The following is a 26739-nucleotide window of genomic DNA, read 5'->3' as shown; positions in this document are numbered from 1 at the left end:
GAACTTAGGATGCATAACCACAATGAGCAAAGCTTTCACATATACCCTTAAGCGCAGTTGCTTCGATGAGAATTACAACCCGTCTGAAAATACGCGTACGACCACCAACTTTGCCAACCTGGCGCGCGGGGAAAAGCGTCAGGAAAACCTGCGCAATACGCTGGTGATGATCAACAACCGTTTTAACGCCCTGGCGCGCTGGGATAACCCAAATGCCGATCGCTATGCGGTCGAACTTGAAATCATTTCAGTTGAGATGAACATCGGTGCTGAGAAAGCATTCCCGGCCATTGAGATACTGCAGACCACCATTGTCGACAAGAAAAACAACCAGCGTATCCCTGGCATTGTCGGGAATAACTTCTCGTCGTATGTGCGGGATTATGATTTCAGCGTGCTGCTGCTCGAGCACAACAAGAACCAGCAACACTTCAGCATTCCGGAAAAATTTGGCGAGCTGCATGGCAATATCTTCCGCCATTTTATGAGCTCATCTGAGTACAGAGATAATTTCAAAAAGGCACCTGTAATTTGCCTGAGCGTCTCCAGCAAAGACACCTACCGTCGTACGGGGAACGAGCACCCTGTGCTCGGCATCGAGTATCAGCCAGATGGAGAGTCTTTAACAGAACAGTACTTCGCGAAGATGGGCCTTAACGTACGCTATTTCATGCCTGAAAACAGCGTCGCACCTTTTGCGTTCTTTTTTACCGGCGATTTGCTGAGTGATTACACCGATCTGGAACTGATCGGCACCATCAGCACGATGGAAACGTTCCAGAAAATCTATCGCCCGGAAATTTATAACGCTAACTCGGCGGCGGGACTTTTCTATCGACCGGATCTGAACCAGCAGGATCACTCATTAACAAAAATTGTTTATGACCGCGAAGAGCGAAGCCGTCTGGCGATTGAACAGGGTCGATTTACCGAAGAATACTTCATTAAGCCTTACCAACACATTCTTGAGCAGTGGTCTGATAACTACACGCTTTAATACATTAAAAAAGGTCTTTTACTATGAAAACATTGCTCCCGACTTCTACGGCTGGCAGCCTGCCTAAGCCGACCTGGCTTGCTCAACCTGAAACGCTGTGGTCACCCTGGAAATTACAGGATCTGGAATTACTCACGGGGAAACAGGACGCACTTCGTTTATCTCTGGATGAGCAGATCCGTGCGGGTATTGATATCGTCAGCGACGGTGAACAAACCCGCCAGCACTTTGTCACCACCTTTATTGAACACCTGAGCGGCGTTGATTTTGAAAACCGCCAGACCGTACGCATTCGTAACCGCTATGACGCCAGCGTGCCGACCGTGGTCTCTGCCGTTGCGCGCCAGAAACCGGTATTCGTGGATGACGCGAAGTACCTACGCCAGCTCACGGACAAGCCAATCAAATGGGCCCTGCCTGGGCCGATGACCATGATCGACACCCTTTACGACGCGCACTATAAAAGCCGTGAAAAGCTGGCCTGGGAGTTCGCCAAAATCCTGAATCAGGAAGCAAGAGAATTAGAAGCAGCTGGCGTCGATATTATTCAGTTTGATGAGCCAGCGTTTAACGTCTTCTTTGATGAGGTCAACGACTGGGGCATCGCCGCGCTGGAACGCGCCGTTGAAGGCCTGAAATGTGAAACGGCGGTACATATCTGCTACGGGTACGGTATTAAAGCCAACACTGACTGGAAAAAGACGCTCGGCTCGGAGTGGCGCCAGTACGAAGAGGCCTTCCCTAAACTGCAGACCTCTACCATCGACATTATCTCCCTGGAGTGCCACAACTCCCGCGTACCGATGGATCTGCTGGAGCTAATCCGCGGTAAAAAAGTGATGGTTGGCGCGATTGATGTCGCCACTAACAGCGTCGAAACGCCAGAAGAAGTGGCCGATACGCTGCGTAAAGCCCTGCAGTTTGTTGATGCCGATAAGCTTTACCCGTCAACCAACTGCGGTATGGCTCCTCTTTCCCGTCAGGTTGCCAACGGTAAACTGAAGGCCCTGAGCGCCGGGGCGGAGATTATTCGCAAAGAGCTCGCATAACGGCGAATCACTCCCCCTTCCGGGTAAAGAACAGCGTCACCGTGGCGACGGTGACGCCTAGCTTCTTCATCTCGGTTTTGTTGAACAGATGTGTCTCATCCTGCAGGTACATCCAGTCGTCAAACTTGAGCAGCCAGGTACTGCCGTTCGCCTTCACATTCATGCTGTAATGCCAGTTAAAGGCGTTGCCTGCTGCCTGTCCGGTGGCAACCCCTTCAATGTCCCCTGCCGTTCCCTCGTAGCGATCGTTCCCCACGCGGCGGATTTGCCAGACCCGCTGCTGCTTTTCACCGTCGTCATAAACAAAGTGTTCATTGAGCGTCAGCGTATCGCCGATAACGTCCCCGGTAATCTCCACATGAAAACGGCGGATCTGCTTGCCGCTGCGATCCTGCACCATCCCCCACGCTTCGGTTTTGCCCTGGAAATAGTGGAAGATATCGAGCCGTGGCTGCTGCTGGCGATACTCGGTCACGTCGGTGCTACAGCCGGCCAGCAGCATCAAGAATGCCAGCGCCATCATCAGGATACGTTTCATTTTTGGCCTCCGATTAACTGCTGACGCAGGTCTGGATACTGCGTGCGTGGGCCAAGCCAGATCGCCAGAAAGCGAGTACTGAATGCTTCTGACTGGCGTGGTCCCAGGGGAATAAAACTTTTCTGGGAAGTGGGCTCGCGATACCAGAACTGCCCCTGCTTATCATTGAGGACAAATGCCAGTTGCGAACCCGGTCTGACATCCGGCCACAGTGACTGAAGCATACGCAGCCAGGCTTCGCTTTGCGGTTCCTGCGCCAGGATCCCCTGAGCCTTCCACTGGTCGCGGGTCGCTTCAACCAGCTCTTCGCCATCGATATCGCGCGCATAGGTAATAATTAGCGCCTGATCCTGATTTTCCCGGCTGTATCGACCATCGGGAGTACGCAGCTGGGAGGTATAGACGGTGAACGGTCCCCACGTCAGCGTGGCATCCCCTACCTTACGCCAGGCCAGCCAGTCGGCCGCCTGAACCAGAGGGGACATGGTCATCAGCCAGATAAGCAAAACGGCAGACCTCATTTTTGTCTCCCCAATAGCAGGTGGAAAAACAGCATCAACACCAGCCAGCCCGGCACCATCCAACTGACGACGATAAAGGTCGGCTCCAGAAACGTGATGGCCCCCAGTCGCTCGCCAATCAGGTACGCCACCGGTCCTCCTGTGGCTGCCAGCAGAGTCAGCAGCCAGCCGGGTAAGGTCGTAGTGAGCGTAAGCTGTGTCCAGACGGTGGCGAACATCAGCCACAATGCCACTATCCATAGCGGTATCAGGGACTCGCTCCTGAAGGAAATCAGCCCCGTTAATGCCCAGAGCGCATCCAGCAGGCAGCCCGCTGCGGCCAGACCGATTGCGTACAGACGGTATGCTGACGGCAACAACAGACAGGCAAGGATCGCCAGCGCGAGCCAGATAATCAGGCCATGTTCTCGAAAAAGCACCACCAGCGCCCAGTAAAGATCGAACGCTATGGCCAGCAGGAAGACCTGAATGTATCGTTTCATACGCGCTCAGCGGTCAACTGCACTACGCTAATGGTGCGGGCGTTAAACCCGGCTTCGCAGTAGCCAAAGTAGTAAAGCCACATCCGGCGAAAACGATCGTCGAACCCAAGTTTTTCAATCTCCTGCCAGGTATGGACAAAGCGCTGCCGCCAGTGGGCCAGCGTGCGGGCGTAGTCAGGCCCCATGTCGAAGAGATTACGCACCACGAAATCGGTGTGGCGTGTCATCAGCTCATTCATCGCGGTAATGCTCGGCAAGAAGCCGCCGGGGAAAATATAGCGCTGGATGAAATCGACGCTTTTGCTGTAGTCGCGATAGCGCTGGTCCTGAATGGTAATGGCCTGAATTGCCATGCGACCTCCTGGACGCAGCCGCGCCTGGCAGGTACGGAAGAACACTGGCAAGTAGCGCTGCCCTACGGCTTCAATCATCTCTATTGAGACCAGCTTGTCATACTGCCCGGTAAGGTCACGGTAATCGCAAAGCAGTACCTCGACGCGATCCTGCAATCCAGCGCGGGCGATCCGCTCCGTCGCCCAGAGATATTGCTCTTTCGACAGCGTGGTAGTGGTTACCCGACAGCCGTAGTGACGCGCGGCGTATTCCGCCATCGCACCCCAGCCCGTGCCAATTTCCAGCAGGTGATCGGTCTCATTCAGAGCCAGTTGTTCGCACAAACGCGCCATTTTTGCCTGCTGCGCCGCCGTAAGATCCTGCTCGTCCGCGGTAAATAGCGCGCTGGAATAGAGCAGCTCCTTATCCAGAAAATGGGCATAAAAGGTGTTGCCCAAATCGTAATGGGCGGCAATATTTTCACGTGCCTGCGCGCGGGAGTTACGCCGAGTCCAGTGACGTAAGCGCTCCAGAGGCTTGCCGAGAAAACGGAATCCTTTCTCCAGACGGCCAAGCACCTCGCCGTTAAGCGCCAACAGCTCCAGAAGCGGCGTGAGTTGCGTGGTTTCCCATTCGCCGTCCATCCAGGCTTCTGCCGCGGCAAGGCTACCGCCGGTTAAGACACGCCAGTAGACGCCGGGAGAAAGGATTTGCACATCCGCATGCAGCGCGGAGGATGTCTCGCCAAAATGGAAAGTTTGTGCCCCTTCGCGCAGCGTCAGCGAGCCGCCGCGAATACCGCTTAGCAAACGAAAAAGCAGCCAGCGCGCGATGCGGACGTTGCGCGGGATATCGGGTTCAAGCGCAAAGACAGGATCGGTCATGAGCGTTCACTCCTGCTGACGGGATGGTTATACAGCGGCACACGCTTGAGCCACAGGCGCAGCGCCTGCCAGTAAATGGCAAAAACGGTTTTCAGGGTCATGAGCGGGATGCGCAATAGCAGTGAGCGCAGTGCCGGGCGTGTCAGAGGCGCCCGGCGTAGCGCCAGCGTGGCATCGAAAACTTTCCCTTCCTGATGATTTTCAATGTGCATATGCAGCGTGTTATCCGGGTCGTTAAAGCGCCAGTGATAGACCATGTCCATCGGGTTGAAGGGGGAAACGTGAAACGCTTTTTCGGTGGGCTGCGCATTTTGTCCGTTAACGGCATAGTAATGACGTTCATTCCACGGCGTGTTGCGAACCTCCGCCAGCACCCAGCGCAGCATTCCCTTCCCGTCGTAGCAGTAGTAAAAGTTGACCGGATTGAAATGAAAGCCGAAATAGCGCAACTGTGTCAGAAGCATCACCCGCCCGTCCGGGCGTTCTCTGGTCAGGCTTTCCAGCCTGTTCAGCACGTTCTCTTTGAGCGGCAAGCCGAGCGGATAGTCCGCGTCATAAAACGCGGCGGCGGCAAAGCGATTGCGCCGCACGCCGACGGAGGCCAGCAGCGGCAGTTCATCCAGCTCCAGCCAGGCCATAAAGACGCTGTAGCGAAATTCATGGGTTTTCGGCTGAAGGCGACGGTGGCGCAGTACGCCATGATAGAGGCAGCTGTTCATCTCAGTTCCCCTCTCCGGACGCTATCGCATTGACCACGTCCAGCGCGCTGCGCACGCCATCTTCATGAAAACCGTTGTACCAGTAGGCCCCGCAAAACCAGCTTCTCTGGTGGCCGTTGATCTCGCCCCGCCGCGCCTGTGCCCGCCAACTTTTCGGGTTAAAAAGCGGATGTTCATAAACAAAACGTTGCAGAACGAAGCGTTCATCCATCGGCGTGTCCGGGTTCAGGGTGACGCAGAACAGCGGGCTACCCACAGGCAACCCCTGCAAAATATTCATGTTGTAGGTAACACAGGCGCTGGCCTGCTCGTGTTCGCTCAGGCGGTAGTTCCAGCTGGCCCATGCCCGCTGCCGAACCGGCAGCCAGCGCGGATCGCCGTGTAAAACGACCTCGTTGCGCTGCCAGCCGATATCGCCCAGCACCTCGCGCTCTGCGGGCGTGGGGTCATCAAGCATCGCCAGGGCACTGTCGGAGTGGCAGGCAAAAATGACCTGGTCGAAGGTATGGCTGGCGTTTTCAAGCTGAAGCGTAACCCCGTGCGCGTGGCGGCTCACCCGCTGCACCGGCACGTTGAGGTGTAGCGTCATGCGGTTGCCCAATTTGTCCAGCATGGCGCGGATATACTCCCGCGAGCCGCCGGGTACCACGTACCACTGCGGGCGATGGGTGATATCCAGCAGGCCATGATGGTGAAAGAAGCGTAAAAAGAGCGGCAAGGGGAAACGCTTCATCTCCTGCAACGACGATGACCAGATGGCGGCCCCCATCGGCAGAATGTAGTGGCGCGCAAAAAACGGCGTGAAGCCGTGCTGCTCCAGAAACGTTTGTAGCGTGGCATTCGGGTCCACCTCCCCAGCCAGCGTCTCTTTCGCCAGCCGATTGAAGCGGACGATCTCCCCGAGCAGCCGCCAGAACGTCGGATTCGCCAGATTTCGACGCTGGGCAAACAGCGATGTCAGGGTGTGTCCGTTGTACTCCAGCCCCGTCGCGGGATTGTGCACCGAAAAGCTCATCTGCGTTTTTTGCCCGCTGATGCCCAGCTCGCTGAGTAGCCCCATAAACCGCGGGTAGGTGCGGTCGTTGTAGACGATAAACCCGGTATCGATCGCGTATGTGCCCTGAGGTGTCGTCACGTCAACCGTTGCGGTATGGCCGCCGGGCGTGGCTCCCGCTTCAAACAGCGTCACCCGATGGTGCCCGGCCAGGCGCCAGGCGCAGGTCAGGCCGGCGATGCCGCTGCCGATAATCGCAATGTTCATGAACGCACCATCCTGCGCAGCAGCGCACGCTGAAGAAACGCAGGCAGTCCGGAGAGTAATCGCATAATCAGGCCGAAACCGTCAGGAAACGCGATATGCATTTTTCCTGCCGCCAGCCCGGTGCGGATCGCCTTAACCGCGTCGTCGACAGTCACCCGGCCAGGCATGACAAAATCATTTTTGCGCGTCAGAGGCGTGTCAACAAAACCCGGAGAAACAACCGTGACAGCAATCCCTTTTGGCTCCCAGTCAAGACGCAAGCTCTCGGCAAACCAGCTCAGCGCCGCTTTGGACGCGCCGTAGGCCTCCGCGCGTGGAAATGGAAGCCAGTGGGCCATCGAGCTCACCAGCACCACACGGTTGCCAACAGCCATCTGCGACTGCAGCACCTCAAGGCAATTCACCGGGCCGATGAAGTTTGTCGCCATAACGCGTTCCACCAGCGCCGCATCTACCTCGCCATGATCGAGGTATTCGCAGGTACCGGCGCAAAGAATGATCAAATCGGCATAGCTGCCGGTCAGGGCCTGGCGACAGGCGTCCCTGTCTGTCATATCGAACAGGCGAACGGTAAGATTGGGGCAACTCTGGTGCAGGGCTTCAAGACGTGCAGGGTCGCGCCCGCAGGCAATCACGTGGTAGCCGTCAGCGGCAAATGATTTCGCCAGCCCGGCGCCAATACCCGAGCTTGCGCCAGTAATGAGCACCGTCTTCATGATTTCACCCTCCGCTTCACGCCGCGTACCGCCCAGCCAAGCAGAGGAAGGTGTTCGTAGAGCATCTCTCCTGCATCGTAGTAATCACGTTGACGTGTGATGAGATGGTTTTCCGTCTCCACTACCGAACACCCCGGCAGTTCGAGCGGCTCTCCACCCGCAATGCGCGGGTGCGACCAGTGCATTACCCAGGTGACCGCAAAGCAGCTTTCGCTGCACAGCGGCGGATCGATAGTGAAACGGCAATCTTCGACATTGGCCAGCAGATGGGTGAAATAGCGCTGAAGCGCAAAAATTCCCTGATGCTCGCCGAACGGATCGATAAGCGTGGCATTTGAATGATAAAGCTCAGCCAGCGCAGAGGGTGGCTGGCTATCCAGTGCGGTGTAGTAATTCACAAAACGACTCACGACAGTGTGCAACGTGCTCATGGGTCACATCCCGGCTGTATATAACGTGGCGTAATCGCATAATTAAAACTTACACAATTGTAGTTATTTGTCCAAGTTTGTGTGGGTATTTTTTTTATATCATTTATATTTCAGTTGGTTAAAACTATACTTCGAATGACTAATGATGTAGGCCGGATAGATGCCTTCCCCCTGCTCGTTATATAGAACGCGTGCTCCCCACTAAAACAAGTGGTAGAACATTTTCGCCAGAACGCGCTAGTCTGCCTGCGGACGAGTGGATGACAGACGATAAGATTTTTATGGAAATTATTTTGATGCGACATGGAAAGCCCAAATACGCAGGCGCGCCAAAAGTGTCGTGCAGGGAAATGCCGGAATGGATCGACAACTATAATCTCTCTTCTACGGGCCGCGATATGCCGCCGGAAATCAGTAAAGTGCTGATTTATCGCGCACTCACCTTCATCAGCAGTCCGCTTCCGAGAGCCCTCTCATCGCTAAAAAAACTGGGGTGTGAACCCGGCTTCATTGATGACGTGTTTCGGGAGGCGGAGCTACCGGTATTCCGTATCCCGGGGTTGCGGTTATCGCCTTTTCATTGGGCAGCGTTATTTCGTGTGCTTTGGCTCTGCGGCCTGTCTGGAGAGGTAGAGTGCGTAAGAATGGCAAAAAGTCGTGCCGTTAAGGCGGCAGAGCTCCTCGTGACGGCGGCTAAGGGCTCCGACGGACCCGTCTTGCTCATGGGACACGGGATCATGAACCGGTTTATTGCAAAAGAACTGATCGCATTAGGCTGGAAAGAACAGACTCGCCCGGGTAAGGGATACTGGGGAGCCGGTGTTTACAGCATTGTGTAGCGGCGCATACGGAGGCCGAGTTTTTTTTATCCTCGGCGCTCGGATCATCGGGTCTGGCTAAGAATAACGCGATCGAACAGACGGTCACCCAACCAGACGCGCATGCGGATGAGCATCTTTGCATACTTGCCGGCAGCATAACGTGTACGTGGATGAGGACTGTTAACGGCGCGGGCAACCACGTCCGCAATCACCTTCGGGTCGCTGCCTCTGCCATTCCCGTAAGCATTTTTGACCGAGTTCGCCACCTTCCCCACCAGATGACCATAAGGGCCACTAGCTGAACGTTTGACAATACTGCCGCTGACCACTTCACCAAAGCCTGTCTCGATTAAACCCGGTTCAACAATCACAACCTTAATTCCATATTCAGCCACTTCAAGACGCAGACAGTCAGACCATCCTTCGAGTGCATGTTTCGTAGCGTGATACCAGGCTCCCAGGGGGGTGTAAATTTTCCCTCCTATTGAAGTGATATTGATAATGTAACCACGGCGTCTGGCGCGCATGGCCGGGAGCAGCAGTTGCGTAAGGCGGGCCGCTCCAAACACGTTCGCCTCAAACTGATAGCGAGCTTCATCAATACCGATCTCTTCTACCGGTCCATAGAGCCCAAAACCCGCATTGTTGACCAGTACGTCAACCCCACCTGTCTGCGACACGATGGTATCTACTGCAGCCAAAATGTCTTCATCACGCGAGATATCCATCCGCAGAGCGCGCGCACCAAGCTGGGCGAGATCGTTCATTTTCTCAACGCTACGGGCAGCAGCGTAAACCTGATAGCCATCCTGAATAAGACGACGGGCGATGACTTTGCCCATACCTGACGATGCACCGGTGACCAGCGCGGTTTTCTTGTCCTGAGTAAACATAAATACCTCGGTGAGTAGACTGTCGTTATTTTGCCCTCCTTAGGCCCTACGTTAACTAGCGTACCGCGCCATATGACTCGCAAACTGCGCCATCGAGCGATAAATATGCACCTGTTTACTCAAGACGCATGGCTGTCCTGGCCGCTTCAGGGGTCTGGCCCGTCCAGGTCATAAATGCGCGATAGAATGAGTTAGGATCTTCAAAGCCAAGCAAAAATGCGATCTCATACCCGGAAAGACGCGTATTACGAAGATAATGACGGGCCAGGTGTTCGCGACAAGCATTAACAAGGTTGCGAAAGTTGCCCCCTTCCTGCTCAAGCCTGCGTTGCAGCGTGCGTTTGCTCATTCCCAGACGCTCCGCCGCTTTTTCAATAGTCGCTTCGTTACCGGGAATAAGTTCCAGGAGTACCGCACGAACGCGCTCGGCGGTTGAAGCCAGTTCATTTAACTGACTGAGACGACGCTGAAGTTCTGGTTCAAATACCTGCCACATCCCCTCATTTGCCGTTAAAAACGGCCGAAGAGCATCAGTCGAGGAAAAGCTGATGGCAGGCTGTTCTCCATATTGCACGTCAGTTCCAAAGAAATGGGAAAAGTGGCTGCTCTGAACCGCTGACGGCAGTGCAGAGACACGGACCTGTAAGGGGTTAACCGGTTCGCGGGTCCCCAGCCGCAGAAGCTTGAGCAGGAAGCCCAGCTCTGCCACCTGCAGAGACGGCGGGATAGCTATCGCATAGAGCCAGCGTGGTGAAACGGTAAGGATGCCGTTTTGTTCCACCGTTGTTTCCAGAACCATGGGTGCAATAAGCTGTTTATATCTGGCCAGACGCTGGACAGCCTGCATCATATTGCTGCTACACAGTGCGGCAAAAAGTGGTGGATCAAACACATCCGCTGAGATCAACTCAATGAGCGGTACGGGAAAGGCAGGATGGTTCGTTTCGGCCTCCAGCGCGCTCCAGAAGCGGATGTATTCATGCGTATCGAGTCCGCGCGCTTTTTGCAAAAAGAGATCGTCAGGTAATCCTGCCCTGCGGAGAATGCGTACTGGCTCAAGCCCCGCGTCTTTCAGCAGCGTTTTCCAGCTTATATCGAGAGCGAAAGTACGGTTATAGGCCATTTGCTCATTTCCGGTGTGAAGGTTAGTCAACGCTTAGCGTTATTGTGTTGCGGGCGTTTGTCAGTCGTCGCAGGTGTAAACATTATTTACCCCCTAATAACGCTGCGGCTAGTGCCCTCTTCAACGAATTGATGACATCATCCGTATCCATGCCCATTTGTGCATGGATAATTGCGCCGTCAATGAGCAACATGATTTCGTTGGCGACGTTCTCATTCGTCATGCCCGTCATCTGCGCAATGATTTTCTTTGTTTCGATTTTATGATCGCGGCATATCTCTTTTATTTCGCTTTCAATATCTTCCGATTTTGCCTCTGCGCTGGCATTAATAAACGCACAGCCGTGGAACTCAGGCGAAATAAACCATTCGTAAAGCGTTTCAGATATCGCATCAGAAGGTATTTTACCTTTGACGAGATGTCGACGCAGCGTGGACTCAAACCAGCTAATCCATATTTCATGCCGATAGTGCAAATAGGCAAGAATAAGTAAACTTTTACTCGGGAAATGGCGATAGAAAGTCACCTTTGTCACTTTCGACGCTTTAATCAGCGTATCCACCCCCGTCGCCCTGAAACCTGTGGAATAAAACAGATCGTGCGCCGTCAGTAATATCTTATCCCTGACGCTGATTTTTGTATCGTTGCTTACGGGGTCTGTTTTCACTTTTCGGTAGCCTCAAAACGGATGTTGACAACGTTATTTCACAGGCATAGATTACCGCAAGTAGACAGACCTGTCTACATAATATAATCCTGAGGTAATCGCCATGAACACACGTCCTCCTTTACCGCCCTTCACGCGTGAAAGTGCTATCGAAAAAGTCAGGCTGGCAGAAGATGGCTGGAACAGTCGCGACCCGGCGAAAATCGCACTGGCCTATTCACTTGATACCCAATGGCGCAACCGTGCGGAATTCGCCACCAACCGTGAAGAGGCCCAGGCGTTTCTGGAGCGGAAATGGAAAAAAGAGCTGGATTATCGTCTGATTAAAGAGCTCTGGGCATTTACGGATAACCGGATCGCGGTTCGCTACGCCTATGAATGGCATGATGATTCAGGCAACTGGTTCCGTTCATACGGCAATGAAAACTGGGAGTTTGAGCCGAATGGGCTCATGAAGCGTCGTTTTGCCTGTATCAACGATATGCCGATCAAGGAATCAGAGCGACTGTTCCACTGGCCACTGGGCAGACGCCCGGACGATCACCCCTCTTTGAGCGATCTGGGTTTATAGGATTTTCGCATCACTCCGGGCAGACCCCGGAGTGATGAATTTACAACGCCCCCAGTTGCTTCATCAGCGTCAGGTTGTCCTCAATATGCCAGTTAGCCACAATTTTGCCGTCACCGATCTCATAAATATCCGTGGCGATAAAATCTATTTTCTGCCCCTTTCCTTTTAGCTTGCCAAATGTCCCGGTGAATGTGCCGTGAAAATGTAAATGGGATACAGCACGGTTACCCGAAATAATCATTTGCTTAACGTCACAGCGTAAATCAGGCACAGCGGTACGAAATGCCCGGGAGGCTAAAATCGCGCCTTCAGGACCTTGCTTACGACCCTCAGGGGGTGTTTTATCAATGAAATTAATCGCCAGGGCATTACGGGCCAGGGACTCTTCCCCCGTATTCCAGAACGTTGCATACTCTCTGGCAACATATTCATTCGCCGCTAATTGCGTCTGCGTCAGACTTTTATCGACAATAAGATGTTCCGGTTTCACCAGTTCAACCTGGGCCGAAAATGCGGTTCCCGTGGTACCAGCAAGAATAAGCGCCATTATGCCTGGGGCAAAAAATGTTGAATATTTCATAATCTCTCTCGACACCTTATTTAGGGAAGGTGCGAACAAGTCCCTGATATGAGATCATGTTTGTCATCTGGAGCCATGGAACAGGGTTCATCATGAGTCATCAACTTACCTTCGCCGACAGTGAATTCAGCAGTAAGCGCCGTCAGACCAGAAAAGAGATTTTCTTGTCCCGCATGGAGCAGATTCTGCCATGGCAAAACATGGTGGAAGTCATCGAGCCGTTTTACCCCAAGGCTGGTAATGGCCGGCGACCTTATCCGCTGGAAACCATGCTACGCATTCACTGCATGCAGCATTGGTACAACCTGAGCGATGGCGCGATGGAAGATGCTCTGTACGAAATCGCCTCCATGCGCCTGTTTGCCCGATTATCCCTGGATAGCGCCCTGCCGGATCGCACCACCATCATGAATTTCCGCCACCTGCTCGAGCAGCATCAACTGGCCCGTCAATTGTTCAAGACCATCAATCGCTGGCTGGCCGAAGCAGGCGTCATGATGACCCAAGGCACTTTGGTGGATGCCACCATCATTGAGGCACCCAGCTCTACCAAGAACAAAGAGCAGCAACGCGATCCGGAGATGCATCAGACCAAGAAAGGCAATCAGTGGCACTTTGGCATGAAGGCCCACATTGGTGTCGATGCCAAGAGTGGCCTGACCCACAGCCTAGTCACCACCGCGGCCAACGAGCATGACCTCAATCAGCTGGGTAATCTGCTTCATGGAGAGGAGCAATTTGTCTCAGCCGATGCCGGCTACCAAGGAGCGCCACAGCGCGAGGAGCTGGCCGAGGTGGATGTGGACTGGCTGATCGCCGAGCGTCCCGGCAGGGTAAAAACCTTGAAGCAGCATCCGCGCAAGAACAAAACGGCCATCAACATCGAATACATGAAAGCCAGCATCCGTGCCAGGGTGGAGCACCCGTTTCGCATCATCAAGCGGCAGTTCGGCTTCGTGAAAGCCAGATACAAGGGGCTGCTGAAAAACGATAACCAACTGGCGATGTTATTCACCCTGGCCAACCTGTTTCGAGTGGACCAAATGATACGTCAGAGGGAGAGATCTCAGTAAAAACCTGAAATAACGCCAGAAATGGTGGAAAAAATAGCCTAAATAGGCTGATTCGATGTGTTTGCGGGAAAAAAATCGGCCCAGATCCGCGAAATTTTAATCAGCGAGTCAGCTTGGGAAGAAATGACCTGCTTATTCGCACCTTCCTTAACCGCTCCGCTGGGGCTGATTGGCGTGGTGCCTGTACTGCTGGTTTTCAATCAGCCGTTTGGCATCAATGCGCTGGTCGGATTGATCGCTCTTTCAGGCATTCTTATGCGCAATACGTTGATTCTGATTGGGCAAATCGACCATAACCAGAAAGAAGGTCTCGACCCGTTCCAGGCGGTAGTCGAGGCGACGGTCCAGCGGGCGCGACCGGTATTATTGACCGCGATGGCTGCAGTGCTGGCGTTCATTCCCCTGACGCATTCGGTCTTCTGGGGAACGCTGGCCTATACGCTAATCGGCGGAACGTTAGGGGGAACAATCGTTACGCTCGTGTTCCTGCCTGCAATGTATGCGATCTGGTTCAGGATCCACCCGGTGGAACAACGCGTGCAGCACCCCGCAGAAAACGTGTAAACTACCATCAGTAGATAAAAGTTTTGAGGAAAGCATGGTTGTTAAGCGCTTAAGAAAAGAGGATCGCCGCGTGCAACTGCTGGAGGTTGCGCGTGGTATTGTCCGCCAGCAAGGCACGGAGGCACTGACGCTCGGTTATCTGGCCGAGCGGGCCAACGTGACAAAACCTATCCCCTACGACCACTTTGGCGATCGTGAAGGGTTGCTGATGGCGTTGTACCAGGATTATAGCGATCGGCAACTGGCGAAATTCCGTGAGACGCTGGCGGTCGACAGCAAAACACTGGAAAAGACGATCCGCTTTTTCAGCGCTGCCTATATCGACTGCGCCATTACCGCCGGGCCTGAAACCGGGCCGATCGCCGCGGCACTGTCCGGCTCCCGCGCGTTGCAAACGTTTCGGGAAGCCTGCGTGGCGGAATGTGCCGACTGTCTGCGTACCGCGCTTTCCCCTTTTATCGTTCTGAAAGGTGTCCAGGGCGAAGCGGTACTGACGGCCATCATTGGTGCAGCAGATGCTCTCAGCACGGCCGCAGGTAACGGCGCGCTCGCCCGAAATATTGCAGAAGATATGCTCAGTGGTGCCATGACTGGCGTGCTGGAGACCTACGTGAATAGCACAAAATGATCGCTCGGGGTGGATTGATGCTTAAGTTACCAATGGTAACATAAGCGTCAATTCTTACCCATTCGAGGTCACTATGTCTGCTACAAATGCCATTAATAACGCATTGATCGTGACGGCTCACCCTGTCGACAACTCATTATCCCATTCGCTGGCAACCCATATTGCCGTGAAATTACGCGAGCAAGGTACGCAGGTTGAAATTGCCGATCTGCATGCTGAAGAGTTTAATCCGGCCATGTCTCGTCCCGATCTTGATTTATATCACGGCGATCCCAGCGCCCTTCCCGGCGATATTCTGCGCGAGCAGCAGCGCGTCGAGCGAGCGGATAGGCTGGTGTTTGTCTTCCCGGTGTACTGGTGGTCAGTTCCCGGTCTGTTAAAAGGCTGGTTTGATCGCGTTTTGACGCTGGACTGGGCATATAAGGTGGGAGAAGATGGCCGGATTGTGGGGAATTTGCGTGACGTTCCCGTTCACCTTGTGACAACAGCAGGCACCGATCTCAGCGGATTCGATAAGCATGGCTACACAACGGCGATTCAGACGCAGATAATCGAGGGTATTTTCGGCTTCTGCGGCTTGAAGAACGTCACGCTTGATATTCTTTTCCAGGCGGATACAGCAACACCTTCTCAGGTTGAGGATTTCCTGCAAGGGCTTGTGAGCACCATTACAGCGTAAAACCACCGTCACCCACTTGTACCTGAGCGTACCATTTCATTAGCTCCGCGGTACCTGGCTCGTTTTCAGCAGGTGCCCATGGGGCTGAATCTTGTTCGGCAACAGGCTGGTAGCCACCGTGTTTTACCTCAAAAATGACCCCGCCTTTATCCAGCGATAACACGGCATGCCAGATCCCCGCGTCCATCTCCAGCACCTTGCAATCTTCACCCAGTACAACCCGCTGGGTCACATTACCGTTGTCATCAAAATTCAGTACTAAAAAGCGCCCGCTAAGAGCCGTCAGCAGTTCAAACGTGTGCGGGTGACGATGAGGACGAACATAGGTACCTGGTTCCATGGCAATAGCCAGACGCTGAACCGGATCGCTGAGCTCAGGGTGCAAATTTCGATGAGCGCGTAAGCGAGGGGAATTTGCGGCTTGCTCGCTTTGTTGCTGCAGGTCACTGAACGTAATTTGTTTCATATAAACCTTTGGGAGTGTAGTTAACATACGGCAACCCGATTGCCGCAGCACGTTATACCATTAGAAACAGACAATCAGCTACGGCGATCCTCAATAAATTCACCTCAGAGCCAGCAAAGACCTTAACGCGTCTGCAGGTTCCGAGCCCTGTGTTATGGGTAAAATTCAATGTTGAGTAAAACTCACGCTGAGTCTTACTATTTGTCGTTTTTCAATTTAACCGCACTGAAATATCATTCCCTCAACCTTTTTTATTGCTGTTCGATGAAATGAACATCGAGACGCATACTCTAAATAATAATGAGAGTTGATGAGGAACCTATGACGCTAGAAATTTTATGCCATTTAATGAATATAGTTTTGCCACATAAAAATACCACGACTGAAAATTTACATACGTTTATAAAAATACTTTCAGCTGAGAAAGGAAACTCTGAAGCACTTTCACAATTTATACATCGCCTGCATCTGCTCTCATTCGCCCTTAGCGAGCCTGGCAAAGCTGAGGAGTTGCTTTCTGCGTATTTACCCAAAGAAGACATCCCCCTTCCCCTGCCTGACTTCGCGGAATGGTCCCGGGTGCCTAACACCGCGTCAGATGAAATGCAGGCATCTGAAGCAGTGGATTATTTTCATAAAATGACAGCGGCTGCCAACGTATTACGCACTGCGTTGATCGATGCAGAGCGGGAAAAAGGAGCACCTGCCCTCTACATTCTGGATAAATTGCTCAACCTGAATAGTGCATTGCCGGATAGATATAAGAAAATGGCTAACATCCCCTACGCATAAATAATGCTGACAGACAGGATACTCCGCAGGGAATATCCTGTTTCAGTACGACCTTTTATAATCCCAATCAAGACATACAATATCCAGAGAAGGAACAACCGGAGTATTAAGATTAAGCCAGCCTAACAGGCGTTCGATACTTTGCTTTCTGAGCGAATTTTTCGGCCAGACAATATAGTAGCCCTCTCCTGTTGCGATGGCCTCCCGAAAGGGAAGGACGAGAAGGCCACCCGTCAGGGCTTCTGACGAGAGACGAAGGTCAGTCATAGCGACACCATGACCGTTCATGGCTGCAAGACTTCCCTGTTCAAGGGTATCAAAGACAATCCCGCCACTCACGTCGAGTCCGGGAAATTTCCCCGTCCTTTTCAGCCACCTTCTCCAGTCTCGTCTGTCCGGTGAGGGATGGATAAGATCGCACTGAGGAAGATGATGCCGGGCAGATTCCAGCAAAGAGGGGGCGCAAGCGGGGATAAGCCATTCACTGAAAAGCAACCGGCTCTCTGTGGCTTCACCAAAATACCCATTTCCGAGGAGTATCGCGCAATCGTAAGGCTCGCGAGTGAAATCAACGGTATCAATGTCCATCCAAACACTGGCTATTTCAACTTTGGGTTTCGCATGGCTCTCGCGAAAAGTTCTCAGGGCATCGAGCAACCACCTCATGGTAAGCGAGCTGGGGGCTTTGAGGCGCAGGAGGTGATGTTCACTTCTGAATGCCCGACAGGCCCACTCCATGCTGGCGAAACTTTCGCTGAGTTGCCCGGCAAGAATCCGTCCGGCCTCACTCACCTCGACTCTCGGGCCTTGTCGTTTAAAAAGCTCACAGTCGAACCACAACTCAAGCGTCCGGACATGTCTGCTGACCGCGCCCGGCGTAATATTGAGCGTTTCAGCGGCTTTACTGAATGAGTTCAGCCGTGCGGCCGCTTCAAACGCGCGTAGGGCATACAGTGGTGGTAATGACATCATTCACCTTGTTTTTTGCGATATTCCGGCCAGTGTTCAGTCATTTATCCCCCGACGCCTCCGGAGGAAATGTCAGCAGTAATTCCCTCAGCAGGGATTCAAGCTGCCCGTGTTGTTCGCCCGATAACGGTTTCAGTAGTGCATTCTGTGTTTCTGTATGAACGATCAACGCGCGTTCAATACACTCCTGCCCGTGAGGCGTCAGGCTGACGAGGGTGCTGCGTTTGTCTTCAGGGTCAGCAATCCGCCGGATAAAACCTTGTTGTTCCAGATGATTGAGCCGGTTAGTCATTGCCCCAGAGGTGATCAACAGCGATTTATACAGCTGCGTGGGCGACAGGCAATAGGGCTCACCGGCGCGACGCAACGTGGCAAGCACATCAAATTCGCCCTCGCGAAAACCGAACGACGCCATGGCCTGCGCACGCTTTTTTGCAAGATGCTTCATCAACCTGAGCATGCGGCCAAAAATTTTCATCGATGAGACATCCAGTTCCGGCATGGCACTGCCCCACTGGTCAACAACAAAATCGACATGGTCTTTCATTTTCACCCCTGATAACGCGGGAATTTATCCTGTTGTGCGGTACATCTTACACAAAAAAAGATTTTATCTTAACGTTAAGATAAATGCTTGCGGTGTTTTGCCCTGGCTGCTCACTACCGAAAAGGATCTCATGTTGAAACGCACATCGCCTTTACTCTTTGCCGTTATCGCTTTTATCGTCGGGTTGAACCTGCGCCCTATACTTGCTTCTGTCGGACCGTTGTTTTCAGTACTTCAACGTGAAGTGGGGTTATCAGCCACAGAGTTCAGCCTGCTTACCACGCTACCTGTCGCCATGATGGGGCTGGCGGCATTAAGCGGCCCCTGGCTTTTAGCCAGAGTGGGTGTCGTCCGGGGGATTATGATCGGACTTTTCATCCTGCTCCTGGCCTGTTCATTCCGGGGGATGAGCGCCACGCTGACCGGCCTGATGACCACAGCATTATTGGGCGGGGCCAGCATAGGCATGATCCAGGCGTTAATGCCTGCTCTGATAAAAAGGGAGTATGCACAGACGGCCAGCACGGTGATGTCCCTGTTCAGCACGGGCATTATGGCCGGGGCCGCATTAGCGGCCGCCAGTGCCGAGCCGTTATTTTCATGGCTTGCGCTGAAGCCCGCGCTGGCGATGGCAGGTGTGTTAACGCTGCTTGCGCTGGTACTGTGGCTGGCGTTGGTTAAGCATCATCGCGGGCAAACGCCAGTGCGCGAATCAGTGACTCTCTCCTCTTCCCGTACCGGGCTATTGCTGCTCTTTTTCGGTGTGGGGACGGGAGCCTACACGCTGGTTCTGGCGTGGCTGCCACCGCTCTATATTCAGGCGGGATGGAGCGCACGCAGCAGCGGTTATATGCTGGCCTGGCTAACATTAACCGAAGTTGTCGCAGGGTTTGTTGTCTCTGCGCTAATTGGTAAATTCCCCGACCGTCGCGTTCCGCTGATTACTGTTCTGCTGTTGCTGCTGGCGGGGTTAATGTGTCTGGTCTTTTCGCCAGGAACCACGCCCGTAATATCAACCTTACTGCTTGGCACAGGTATCGGCGCCCTCTTCCCGCTGTCGCTCATCGTCACATTCGATCACGCACAAACACCTGCCCAGGCAGGGAAATTACTTTCGAAAGTGCAAGGCGGCGGGTACATGATTGCGGCACTCATGCCATTAATTGCGGGGATCGTTCGCGACAATGCGGTTTCACTGACCAGCGCCTGGCTGGTAATGAGCGCCGGTGTCGTGCTGTTGATCGTCATCGCCCTTACGTTTAAACCCGTGGCGGCATGCCCGATACGGTAAATGAGATACCAGAATTGAGGGTAGTGTTAATGCCAGCCATACTTTAAATTCAGCATTAATTTCAGGCAATCCAGGGGGTGCTATGTCGCAGATTTTACCGGGAGTTGACGTGTTATTTATCGCGGGTTTCGGACCCATTTCGCGAAATACAGAGTCCAGTTACGGGTTTTATGTCGAGACGCTCGGATTGCCGCTAAAGCCGATGGAAGGTAATAGCGACTATCTTCTTGCCGAAGAAGGTCTTTTGCAGGGGGTTAAACATTTTGCCGTCTGGCCGCTTTCGCAGGCTGCCACGTCATGTTTTGGCCAGGAGCAGTGGCCAGCCGATCATCCGATACCTCAGGGATGGATTGAATACGAGGTGCAGGATCTCGCTTCTGCTACCCGTATCCTGAGGGATAAAGGTTATCGCCTGCTTGTGGCTAACCGTACTGAACCGTGGGGGCAAACCGTCACTCGCCTGCTTAGTCCGGAAGGTTTGTTGACCGGGCTGACGATCACACCGTGGCTACGGGGGTAAACGGTGTCCGCGTCCGGCACGAAGCAGACCTGCATGAGTAAATGTGGGGGTATTCTTTGAGCGAGGAGCGGACGTTGCAACCTGGATCTAAACGCGCTTCGACTCAGGCGTTCCCTGATGGAATACCAATTGCCATTGGCCATTTCCATTCATTTCCCAGCATGAAGAACGAAGAGAGGCATTACTACCATCTGGATCAAAAGTCCTATAATGCAATATTGCGAAATTATTTCTAACGATGATAAGTCTAAATTCGTCACTGTGTATTATTGAACCGCCAACTTCAGTAGAAAGTGCCTCTATTGTTTCTGCCCGATCAACTAACATGCCAGATCGCGTTATCTCTCGAAATTCCTCATGAAGTATCTGTTCAAGCCATTTCCGATCGTTCCGCTTGTTATTATGAAGAGAGCATTCGAGACGTTTAAGTTTCTCAAGGAGCATAGTATTGTCCTGATTACATAGGGTCATTAATTTTTAGGACAATCAACGCTGGAAAGCCACGTCCGCCTTTGGCACTGAGCTGACATACTATCGTCAAGCAACGTCCGTTTCTGGTAAATCAATGATAACCAGTGTGCCAAAACTGCCGGGTTCTACCGTATGAGGAATACCCGCTTTCGCGACATAAAGCTGGCCGGACGTAACAGAGATTTTGTTTCCTTTCACACTCAGCTCCAGACGTCCATCAATAACCAGTAACCCCTCGTCGTACGCATGTACCTCTTCAATGACTGAGCGTTCATCCATGCGTAAAACTTTGAGATTTGCGGTGCCAATGCGGCCTAATACAGTAGAGTGCCAGCTCTCAGGTAATGCAATTGCTTCGGCTCGAAGGTCATAAAGCGTCATAATGTCACTCCTTTTTATGTTCGTTAATCACTCTTATGCCATACAAACTCGCTGTCGCCATATGACAAATATGGACAAACAAGTCGAATAAGATGCTAAACCCTTTGGCTATGCAACATTACCTTGTGTTACTCAGGATTTTTGCTCAATTTCTGCTGCATGAAATCAATGAGCGCTCGTGTTTTAGCAGGCAAATAGCGTCGTTCTGAATAAAGTGCAAACAATTGCAATGGCGCTGGCGATTGTTCAAACTCAACTTCGATTAACTGTCCATTGTTAATGTATGGCTGACAGGCTTGTTTCGAAAGAATGGCAAAACCGACACCTGCGACCGCCGCTCGCCCTGCCATTTCTCCGCTGTTTACCCGGTAATGACCTTTAACCTTAATGGTTTCAAATCCCCCTTTTTTATTAACAAACTGCCAGGGAGCACTTCTAAGTGCACTTACCGTTGTAATACAGGGTAACTCTTCAAATTGCTGTATCCGAGAAGGTGTACCATAACGCTGAATAACGGAGGGGGCTGCAACAATAGTGCAAGGGATAGTCACCAGATGACGGGCTATGTAGTCACAGTCATCCATTTGACCACGGCTAACGATAACAGCTAAATCAAGATCATCTCGCAGGGATTCAAAACCAGACAAATTTGTTACGCAGCTTATTTCCAACTCGGGATACTGGCAAGCGAAATCGGCAACAACAGAGCCCAGCAATGCAGGACCTATTTCATTCGGAATACAAATGCGTAATGGACCCTTGAGTTGCATTTGCCGTAACGTTAATTCTGTTTCAGTTTGCTCAAGCGCCTCCAGTAGTGGCTTAGCCCGGGCATAGAGTAAGTGCCCCGCCTGAGTAAGTTTCATATGTCGGGTGCTGCGCTCAATAAGCTGAAGATTCAGTTTGTCTTCTAACTGAGAAATACAGCGACTTACATTAGATGTAGGCATTTCAAGGAACTTTGAGGCCCCAATAAAACTTTCTCTTTCAACCACCGCCGTGAACACTTTAAGGGTATTAAAATCAAGAGCCGAACGCATCAACTATCCCAAAAATGATAATAATAAGTGCCATTTTTACCATCTAATGAACTGCATTGATAGTAGTTAAACTCGGGTATCTTTCATCCACAGGTTGCTTGCTATGCCACTGGTCAACACAATGTTTAATCATAAAACCCTTATACGAATAGCGATTGTAATGGCTTTTATCCAGTTCAATAATGCGCTGGAATATATGATGTTCAACCCTGTTTTTGCTTTTATGGCCGCTGATTTCGCTGTCCCCGTATCATACTCTGGCTATGTATCCGGCATGTACACAGCTGCAGCCGTGCTGTCTGGGATTATCGCCTTTTACTGGATAGGTCACTTCAACAGGAAACGTTTTTTAATTGCCAATATGGCATTACTAGGCCTGGTGACACTTTTGACTACATTTATCTCCCATTTTAGCATTCTGCTGATATTACGATTCTGCGCAGGATTAGTCGGAGGAACGACAATGGGGGTGGGTATCAGTATATTGATAAACCACGCACCAACTAACTTGCGGGGGAAAATGTTGGCGACGGTGATTGCATCATTTTCGATAGTCAGCATTGCAGGAATGCCCACGATATTATTTTTGTGTACTCATTATGGCTGGCATATCGCTTTGTGGTTAATCAGTGCACTGTGTTTGTTGGCATTGCCGCTGATTGTTTCCATCATCCCTCAGGATCCCGTTTCTTTCGAGCCCCCCCACACACTCACTCTCGACGCTGATACTTTACTGTTTGCTTCCAGTAATGCACTTGTACAGTTTAGTTCGATGTTGGTCATTCCCGTTCTGGTGCCGGTAATGACACAGCAATTGAGCGCTTCGCAGGACCTGTTACCCTGGCTGTTCTTCGTTGGAGGGATGAGTGGGTATCTGTCTACAAAAATGACTGGCGCGTTAGCTTCCCGTATATCTGCTTTGATTTTGGCCTCAGGGTCAACCATCGTCTTTATCCTGAGTTTACTCATACCCATCCTGGGTTATCCGCATCCGGCTCTGTTCATTACTTTATTCCTTGGCGCATCTTACAGCCGTCTGGTTTCGACTTCGGTGGTGACGATTCAGTTTCCTGATGACAAACAACGAGCCGGGTTCGCTTCATTACAGACATCAATAATGTATTTGACTACAACAGTCGCATTTTTCCTCTCTGCTTACCTGTTACCAGGGTACGTCATGGCACCACGAAATATCAACACGTTGCTGGCAGCATCTGCAATTTTCGCATCAGTTTCCCCCTTTATTATTGTTATTCTGCAAAAGAAACTGGCTAAACGTCTTATCCAGGCTGACCACCCCATCACTGACTAGCATTTCATCTGTTTTTATCTGTGTGCTGAAACTGGATGCAACATTCAGATTGATTCTTAAGTAACTTGCATTTTGATAGTTACTATGCCAATTTGCTTGCGAAAGCCACCTATTCATCCAGGTCAGCCCATGAAAAATGAACTGCTTTGCCACGCTCCCTGCCCCATTGCCCGTAGTCTTGGCCGTATTGGTGACAGCTGGAGCATCATGATCCTGCGCGACGCCGCTTCGGGTTTTACCCGCTTTGACGAGTTTCAGAAAAGCAGTAACGTCGCGCCCAATATTCTTTCGCGCCGTCTTAAGTCGCTGGTAGATGACGGATTACTGGAGAAGATTTGCTACAGCAGTTCACCACCGCGCTACGAATATCACCTCACACAAAGCGGACGCGATTTTCGCATGGTTCTGCTGGCGATCGCGGAATGGGGAAGCCGCCACTTTTCACCCGAAGGCCGTCAGATGCAATTGGTGGAAAGTGAAACCCAGCGTTCTGTGGAGCCGATCCTGGTCGATAAAGCAACCGGTGAGGAGATTGTTACGGGCAAATACACCATGGTACCGGGACCCGCGGCCTCACCGATGATGAAATACCGCCACGAATATCTGCTGCGCAAACGCGAAGGCGATAGCGCGCAAAAATTCCAACCCGAACCTTACAGAGATGCCAGCCATGAATCCGACCTGAATTAGCGGGAGGAACGAAGCAAGGTATTTCCCGAAGTAATTGACCTCATCATGATCGGTTTTTTGATTGTCGCGCTGCTGGTTTCATTGCTGAAAAAGTCGCCGGCACATTACTCATACAGGAGAGTTGTTTATGGGTGTTTCAGCTAAACGCATTGTTGTAACCGGGATGGGGATTGTCAGCCCACTGGGCTGCGGTGTACAACACGTCTGGCAGTCGCTGCTGGCAGGAAAGTCAGGTATTACAAAGCTTAGCGAGAAGTTGGTCGACGATATTCCCTGCAAAGTCGCTGGACAGGTTCCGTCCGTTGAGAACGACCCGCTGCACGGCTTCGATCCGTTGACAACCATTCCGGCCAAAGAACGTAAAAAGATGGATCGCTTTATCGAATTTGCGCTGGTTGCCGCGCGTGAAGCGCTGACGCAGGCCGGGTGGTCGCCTGCATCAACGACAGAACAAGATCGTACTGCAACGGTCATCGCGACTGGGATCGGCGGGTTCAGCGAGATCGCCAATGCGGTACATACGACGGATGAGCGCGGGCCGCGTCGCCTGTCTCCGTTCACCATCCCCTCTTTTCTTGCCAATCTCGCAGCCGGACATGTGTCTATTGCTCACGGTTTTCGTGGTCCCATCGGCGCGCCGGTCACCGCCTGTGCGGCAGGAGCGCAGGCCATTGGCGATGCTGCACGAATGATCCGCAGCGGCGAGGCCGATATCGCCCTCTGTGGCGGTTCAGAAGCGGCGATTCATCGCGTTAGCCTTGCCGGGTTTGCCGCAGCAAGAGCACTCTCCACCGCATCCAATGACCAGCCGGAAGCGGCTTCTCGCCCCTTTGACCGTGACCGCGATGGTTTTGTGATGGGAGAAGGTGCCGGGCTTATCGTGATTGAGTCGCTGGAGCACGCACTGGCACGTGGCGCCACGCCGCTGGCAGAGTTGGTAGGCTACGGCACCAGCGCAGATGCGTATCACCTGACAGCGGGTCCGGAAGACGGTAACGGCGCACGTCGTGCCATGGAAATGGCCATTCGTCAGGCGGGTGTCTCAGTAGAAGAGATTGACCATATCAATGCCCACGCCACTTCGACTCAGGTAGGAGACAAAGGTGAACTGGCAGCGATTAAAAGCCTGTTTGGCACGCATCCCGTTGCTATTACGTCCACAAAATCAGCAACCGGTCATCTGTTAGGTGCAGCCGGCGGAATTGAGGCCATCTTCACTATTCAGGCGTTGCGTGACCAGATAGTGCCGCCGACGCTGAACCTGTCTCACCCCGATGAAGACGCGGAAGGCCTGAACCTGGTTGCGCTGTCGGCTCGTCCTCAGAAGATGAACTACGCGCTGTCGAACGGTTTTGGCTTTGGTGGCGTCAACGCTAGCCTGCTGTTGAAACGCTGGGAGTAAGGATCCAGTTCCCCCGCTGGCAAAGGCCGGCGGGTTTGGCCCGATAACCGCCCCGCTGATTATCCCCAACGCTATTTGAACAGAGTCTGACGTGTGTTTTATTTCCCGGTTCACGTCTGAAACGAGCATACATAATCTGCATTCAGCTCCTCATTTTGATTCGAATCAAAAGCTCACCCGATAATGCGATGAATTAACAAACAATTCTTGAATATTGCTAAAACGCTGGGATAGTAGCACTGATTATTAGACGATCGGTCAATATTGAAATTATACTGCTGTTTAAGGGTAGCCATACAACCAAACTTACGAGGTAAAAATGTTTAACTCATTATTAATCAACAAGAAAGAAGACCATTACTCTGCGCAATTTGTTGAGACAGCTGAAAGCGATCTGCCTGACGGGGATGTCACTGTCAACATTGACTACTCTTCCATCAATTACAAAGATGCCCTGGCTATCACCGGGCGGGGTCCTATCGTCCGTCAGTTCCCGATGGTGCCGGGCATCGATTTTGCTGGCACTGTGTCCGCCAGTTCGCATCCGGAATATCAGGTCGGTGATCAGGTTCTCCTCACCGGCTGGGGTGTAGGGGAAAAACACTGGGGCGGGTTGTCCGAAAAGGCACGGGTAAAAGGCGACTGGCTGACGCCGCTTCCGGCTGGCGCAAACAGTAAACACGTCATGGCCATCGGAACTGCAGGCTTTACCGCGATGCTGTGTGTTGACGCCCTGCTGAACCACGGTGTTAAGCCTGAAGATGGCTCGGTACTTGTTACCGGAGCCAGCGGAGGCGTCGGAAGTATTGCGGCCATGATCCTGGCGTCAATGGGCTTCCAGGTCACCGCGTCTACCGGTCGTCCGCAAGAATCCGAATGGCTTTATAAAACGGTCGGGGTCAATGAGATTATTAATCGCACTGAGCTTTCCAGCCCAGGCAAACCGTTGCAGAAAGAACGCTGGGCTGCCGCGATTGATACGGTGGGCAGTCACACGCTCTGTAATGCCTGCGCCGGAGTTCGCTATGGTAGTATTGTTGCGGCCTGTGGCATGGCCCAGGGTATGGATATGATGGGTAATGTGGCCCCGTTTATTCTGCGTGGCGTTACGCTGAAAGGAATTGACAGTGTCATGTTCCCGAAAGAGAAAAGAGCGGCGATCTGGCAGCAGGCAATTACGTATTTACCAGAATCCAGACTGGATAGCCTGACCAGCGTATATCCGCTCAGTGAGGCCATCTCGGTGGCCGAAGCACTTCTTAGCGGCGGCATTCGTGGCCGGGCAGTGATTAAATGTAGCTAAAGCGACAGGATTATCGTTCTCTTAA

32 protein-coding genes and 1 pseudogene are annotated in these 26739 nt (G+C 52.4%); 15 read left to right on the top strand and 18 right to left on the bottom strand.

Going from position 1 to position 26739, the window contains the following annotated elements; translation table 11 throughout:
* The first annotated feature begins 22 nt into the window (after positions 1–22).
* Positions 23–997, top strand: coding sequence for a DUF1852 domain-containing protein (locus LCD46_10680; protein ID UOY72735.1), 975 nt, complete (start codon positions 23–25; stop codon positions 995–997).
* Positions 998–1020: 23 nt separating this feature from the next.
* A complete protein-coding gene (locus tag LCD46_10675) occupies positions 1021–2046 on the top strand; it encodes a methionine synthase (protein UOY72734.1) in 1026 nt (341 codons plus the stop codon).
* Between the two features lie 7 nt (positions 2047–2053).
* Here LCD46_10675 and LCD46_10670 read toward each other — a convergent pair whose 3' ends face one another.
* The 8 genes from LCD46_10670 to LCD46_10635 are packed head-to-tail and all read right to left on the bottom strand — an operon-like array spanning position 2054 to position 7931.
* Positions 2054–2584: a DUF3833 domain-containing protein gene (locus tag LCD46_10670; GenBank protein ID UOY72733.1), complete on the bottom strand. Its 531-nt coding sequence runs from the start codon at positions 2582–2584 to the stop codon at positions 2054–2056.
* Positions 2581–3105 (bottom strand): chalcone isomerase family protein, encoded by a 525-nt coding sequence (locus tag LCD46_10665; GenBank protein ID UOY72732.1) that lies wholly within the window; start codon positions 3103–3105, stop codon positions 2581–2583. Before LCD46_10665 ends, LCD46_10670 begins: the two co-directional genes overlap by 4 nt.
* Positions 3102–3587 carry a DUF2878 domain-containing protein gene (locus LCD46_10660; GenBank protein ID UOY72731.1) on the bottom strand — a complete coding sequence of 162 codons (486 nt, stop codon included), beginning with the start codon at positions 3585–3587 and terminating at the stop codon, positions 3102–3104. Before LCD46_10660 ends, LCD46_10665 begins: the two co-directional genes overlap by 4 nt.
* Positions 3584–4804: a cyclopropane-fatty-acyl-phospholipid synthase family protein gene (locus LCD46_10655; GenBank protein ID UOY72730.1), complete on the bottom strand. Its 1221-nt coding sequence runs from the start codon at positions 4802–4804 to the stop codon at positions 3584–3586. Before LCD46_10655 ends, LCD46_10660 begins: the two co-directional genes overlap by 4 nt.
* Positions 4801–5523, bottom strand: coding sequence for a DUF1365 domain-containing protein (locus tag LCD46_10650; protein ID UOY72729.1), 723 nt, complete (start codon positions 5521–5523; stop codon positions 4801–4803). Before LCD46_10650 ends, LCD46_10655 begins: the two co-directional genes overlap by 4 nt.
* Before the next feature lies 1 nt (position 5524).
* The gene (locus tag LCD46_10645; protein ID UOY72728.1) at positions 5525–6784 is read right to left on the bottom strand and encodes an FAD-dependent oxidoreductase; all 1260 of its coding nucleotides are present in this window, start codon (positions 6782–6784) and stop codon (positions 5525–5527) included.
* On the bottom strand, positions 6781–7500 hold the full coding sequence (locus LCD46_10640) for an SDR family NAD(P)-dependent oxidoreductase (protein UOY72727.1): 720 nt from the start codon (positions 7498–7500) through the stop codon (positions 6781–6783). The genes LCD46_10645 and LCD46_10640 overlap by 4 nt, the downstream gene beginning before the upstream one ends.
* Complete coding sequence (locus tag LCD46_10635; GenBank protein UOY72726.1) at positions 7497–7931, bottom strand: nuclear transport factor 2 family protein; 435 nt, start codon at positions 7929–7931, stop codon at positions 7497–7499. The genes LCD46_10640 and LCD46_10635 overlap by 4 nt, the downstream gene beginning before the upstream one ends.
* Positions 7932–8191: 260 nt before the next feature.
* On the opposite strand from LCD46_10635, the gene LCD46_10630 reads away from it, so the two are divergent.
* The gene (locus LCD46_10630; protein UOY72725.1) at positions 8192–8770 is read left to right on the top strand and encodes a histidine phosphatase family protein; all 579 of its coding nucleotides are present in this window, start codon (positions 8192–8194) and stop codon (positions 8768–8770) included.
* A 44-nt stretch (positions 8771–8814) separates the two neighbouring features.
* Here LCD46_10630 and LCD46_10625 read toward each other — a convergent pair whose 3' ends face one another.
* The 3 genes from LCD46_10625 to LCD46_10615 form a co-directional block, all read right to left on the bottom strand.
* Positions 8815–9645, bottom strand: a complete 831-nt coding sequence (locus LCD46_10625; protein UOY72724.1) for an oxidoreductase — start codon at positions 9643–9645, stop codon at positions 8815–8817.
* A gap of 115 nt (positions 9646–9760) precedes the next feature.
* Entirely contained in the window at positions 9761–10768 is a 1008-nt protein-coding gene (locus LCD46_10620) for an AraC family transcriptional regulator (GenBank protein UOY72723.1), read from the bottom strand.
* A gap of 82 nt (positions 10769–10850) precedes the next feature.
* Positions 10851–11435 carry a TetR/AcrR family transcriptional regulator gene (locus LCD46_10615; GenBank protein UOY72722.1) on the bottom strand — a complete coding sequence of 195 codons (585 nt, stop codon included), beginning with the start codon at positions 11433–11435 and terminating at the stop codon, positions 10851–10853.
* A 103-nt stretch (positions 11436–11538) separates the two neighbouring features.
* Here LCD46_10615 and LCD46_10610 point away from each other — a divergent pair, with 103 nt between their 5' ends.
* Complete coding sequence (locus LCD46_10610; protein UOY72721.1) at positions 11539–12006, top strand: nuclear transport factor 2 family protein; 468 nt, start codon at positions 11539–11541, stop codon at positions 12004–12006.
* A 40-nt stretch (positions 12007–12046) separates the two neighbouring features.
* Here LCD46_10610 and LCD46_10605 read toward each other — a convergent pair whose 3' ends face one another.
* A complete protein-coding gene (locus LCD46_10605; GenBank protein UOY72720.1) occupies positions 12047–12586 on the bottom strand; it encodes an ester cyclase in 540 nt (179 codons plus the stop codon).
* A 92-nt stretch (positions 12587–12678) separates the two neighbouring features.
* Between LCD46_10605 and LCD46_10600 the strand changes: the two genes are divergently transcribed.
* From LCD46_10600 to LCD46_10585, 4 genes and pseudogenes are all read left to right on the top strand, one after another.
* Entirely contained in the window at positions 12679–13659 is a 981-nt protein-coding gene (locus tag LCD46_10600; GenBank protein UOY72719.1) for an IS5 family transposase, read from the top strand.
* Between the two features lie 147 nt (positions 13660–13806).
* Positions 13807–14223, top strand: a pseudogene (locus LCD46_10595) (efflux RND transporter permease subunit).
* A 34-nt stretch (positions 14224–14257) separates the two neighbouring features.
* Positions 14258–14851, top strand: coding sequence for a TetR/AcrR family transcriptional regulator (locus LCD46_10590; protein ID UOY72718.1), 594 nt, complete (start codon positions 14258–14260; stop codon positions 14849–14851).
* A 73-nt stretch (positions 14852–14924) separates the two neighbouring features.
* Positions 14925–15530 carry an NAD(P)H-dependent oxidoreductase gene (locus tag LCD46_10585; GenBank protein ID UOY72717.1) on the top strand — a complete coding sequence of 202 codons (606 nt, stop codon included), beginning with the start codon at positions 14925–14927 and terminating at the stop codon, positions 15528–15530.
* Here the strand turns inward: LCD46_10585 and LCD46_10580 are convergent.
* Positions 15520–15996, bottom strand: a complete 477-nt coding sequence (locus LCD46_10580) for a WbuC family cupin fold metalloprotein (GenBank protein UOY72716.1) — start codon at positions 15994–15996, stop codon at positions 15520–15522. The genes LCD46_10585 and LCD46_10580 overlap by 11 nt on opposite strands.
* 321 nt (positions 15997–16317) lie before the next feature.
* Here LCD46_10580 and LCD46_10575 point away from each other — a divergent pair, with 321 nt between their 5' ends.
* Complete coding sequence (locus LCD46_10575; protein UOY72715.1) at positions 16318–16788, top strand: hypothetical protein; 471 nt, start codon at positions 16318–16320, stop codon at positions 16786–16788.
* Positions 16789–16830: 42 nt separating this feature from the next.
* Here the strand turns inward: LCD46_10575 and LCD46_10570 are convergent, their stop codons facing one another.
* Both LCD46_10570 and LCD46_10565 read right to left on the bottom strand, forming a co-directional pair.
* On the bottom strand, positions 16831–17757 hold the full coding sequence (locus tag LCD46_10570) for a LysR family transcriptional regulator (protein UOY72714.1): 927 nt from the start codon (positions 17755–17757) through the stop codon (positions 16831–16833).
* A 40-nt stretch (positions 17758–17797) separates the two neighbouring features.
* The gene (locus LCD46_10565) at positions 17798–18304 is read right to left on the bottom strand and encodes a MarR family transcriptional regulator (GenBank protein UOY72713.1); all 507 of its coding nucleotides are present in this window, start codon (positions 18302–18304) and stop codon (positions 17798–17800) included.
* 130 nt (positions 18305–18434) lie between these two features.
* Here LCD46_10565 and LCD46_10560 point away from each other — a divergent pair, with 130 nt between their 5' ends.
* On the top strand, positions 18435–19595 hold the full coding sequence (locus LCD46_10560; GenBank protein ID UOY72712.1) for an MFS transporter: 1161 nt from the start codon (positions 18435–18437) through the stop codon (positions 19593–19595).
* Positions 19596–19677: 82 nt separating this feature from the next.
* Positions 19678–20115 carry a glyoxalase/bleomycin resistance/dioxygenase family protein gene (locus LCD46_10555; protein UOY72711.1) on the top strand — a complete coding sequence of 146 codons (438 nt, stop codon included), beginning with the start codon at positions 19678–19680 and terminating at the stop codon, positions 20113–20115.
* Positions 20116–20202: 87 nt separating this feature from the next.
* Here LCD46_10555 and LCD46_10550 read toward each other — a convergent pair whose 3' ends face one another.
* From LCD46_10550 to LCD46_10540, 3 genes are all read right to left on the bottom strand, one after another.
* A complete protein-coding gene (locus tag LCD46_10550; protein UOY72710.1) occupies positions 20203–20559 on the bottom strand; it encodes a nuclear transport factor 2 family protein in 357 nt (118 codons plus the stop codon).
* Between the two features lie 93 nt (positions 20560–20652).
* Entirely contained in the window at positions 20653–20967 is a 315-nt protein-coding gene (locus LCD46_10545) for a cupin domain-containing protein (protein UOY72709.1), read from the bottom strand.
* A 128-nt stretch (positions 20968–21095) separates the two neighbouring features.
* Positions 21096–22007: a LysR family transcriptional regulator gene (locus LCD46_10540; protein ID UOY72708.1), complete on the bottom strand. Its 912-nt coding sequence runs from the start codon at positions 22005–22007 to the stop codon at positions 21096–21098.
* A 103-nt stretch (positions 22008–22110) separates the two neighbouring features.
* Here LCD46_10540 and LCD46_10535 point away from each other — a divergent pair, with 103 nt between their 5' ends.
* The 4 genes from LCD46_10535 (at position 22111) to LCD46_10520 (ending at position 26714) form a co-directional block, all read left to right on the top strand.
* Positions 22111–23319 carry an MFS transporter gene (locus LCD46_10535; GenBank protein ID UOY72707.1) on the top strand — a complete coding sequence of 403 codons (1209 nt, stop codon included), beginning with the start codon at positions 22111–22113 and terminating at the stop codon, positions 23317–23319.
* 129 nt (positions 23320–23448) lie between these two features.
* Positions 23449–24009 carry a helix-turn-helix transcriptional regulator gene (locus LCD46_10530; GenBank protein UOY72706.1) on the top strand — a complete coding sequence of 187 codons (561 nt, stop codon included), beginning with the start codon at positions 23449–23451 and terminating at the stop codon, positions 24007–24009.
* Between the two features lie 127 nt (positions 24010–24136).
* Positions 24137–25411 carry a beta-ketoacyl-ACP synthase II gene (gene fabF / locus LCD46_10525; GenBank protein ID UOY72705.1) on the top strand — a complete coding sequence of 425 codons (1275 nt, stop codon included), beginning with the start codon at positions 24137–24139 and terminating at the stop codon, positions 25409–25411.
* Positions 25412–25730: 319 nt separating this feature from the next.
* Positions 25731–26714, top strand: coding sequence for an oxidoreductase (locus LCD46_10520; protein UOY72704.1), 984 nt, complete (start codon positions 25731–25733; stop codon positions 26712–26714).
* Positions 26715–26739: the final 25 nt, after the last annotated feature.

It is taken from the genome of Enterobacter ludwigii, assembly GCA_023023105.1.
In the GTDB taxonomy this organism is placed as follows: Bacteria; Pseudomonadota; Gammaproteobacteria; order Enterobacterales; family Enterobacteriaceae; genus Enterobacter; species Enterobacter adelaidei.
This window is presented reverse-complemented; position numbering and strand designations above follow the sequence as displayed.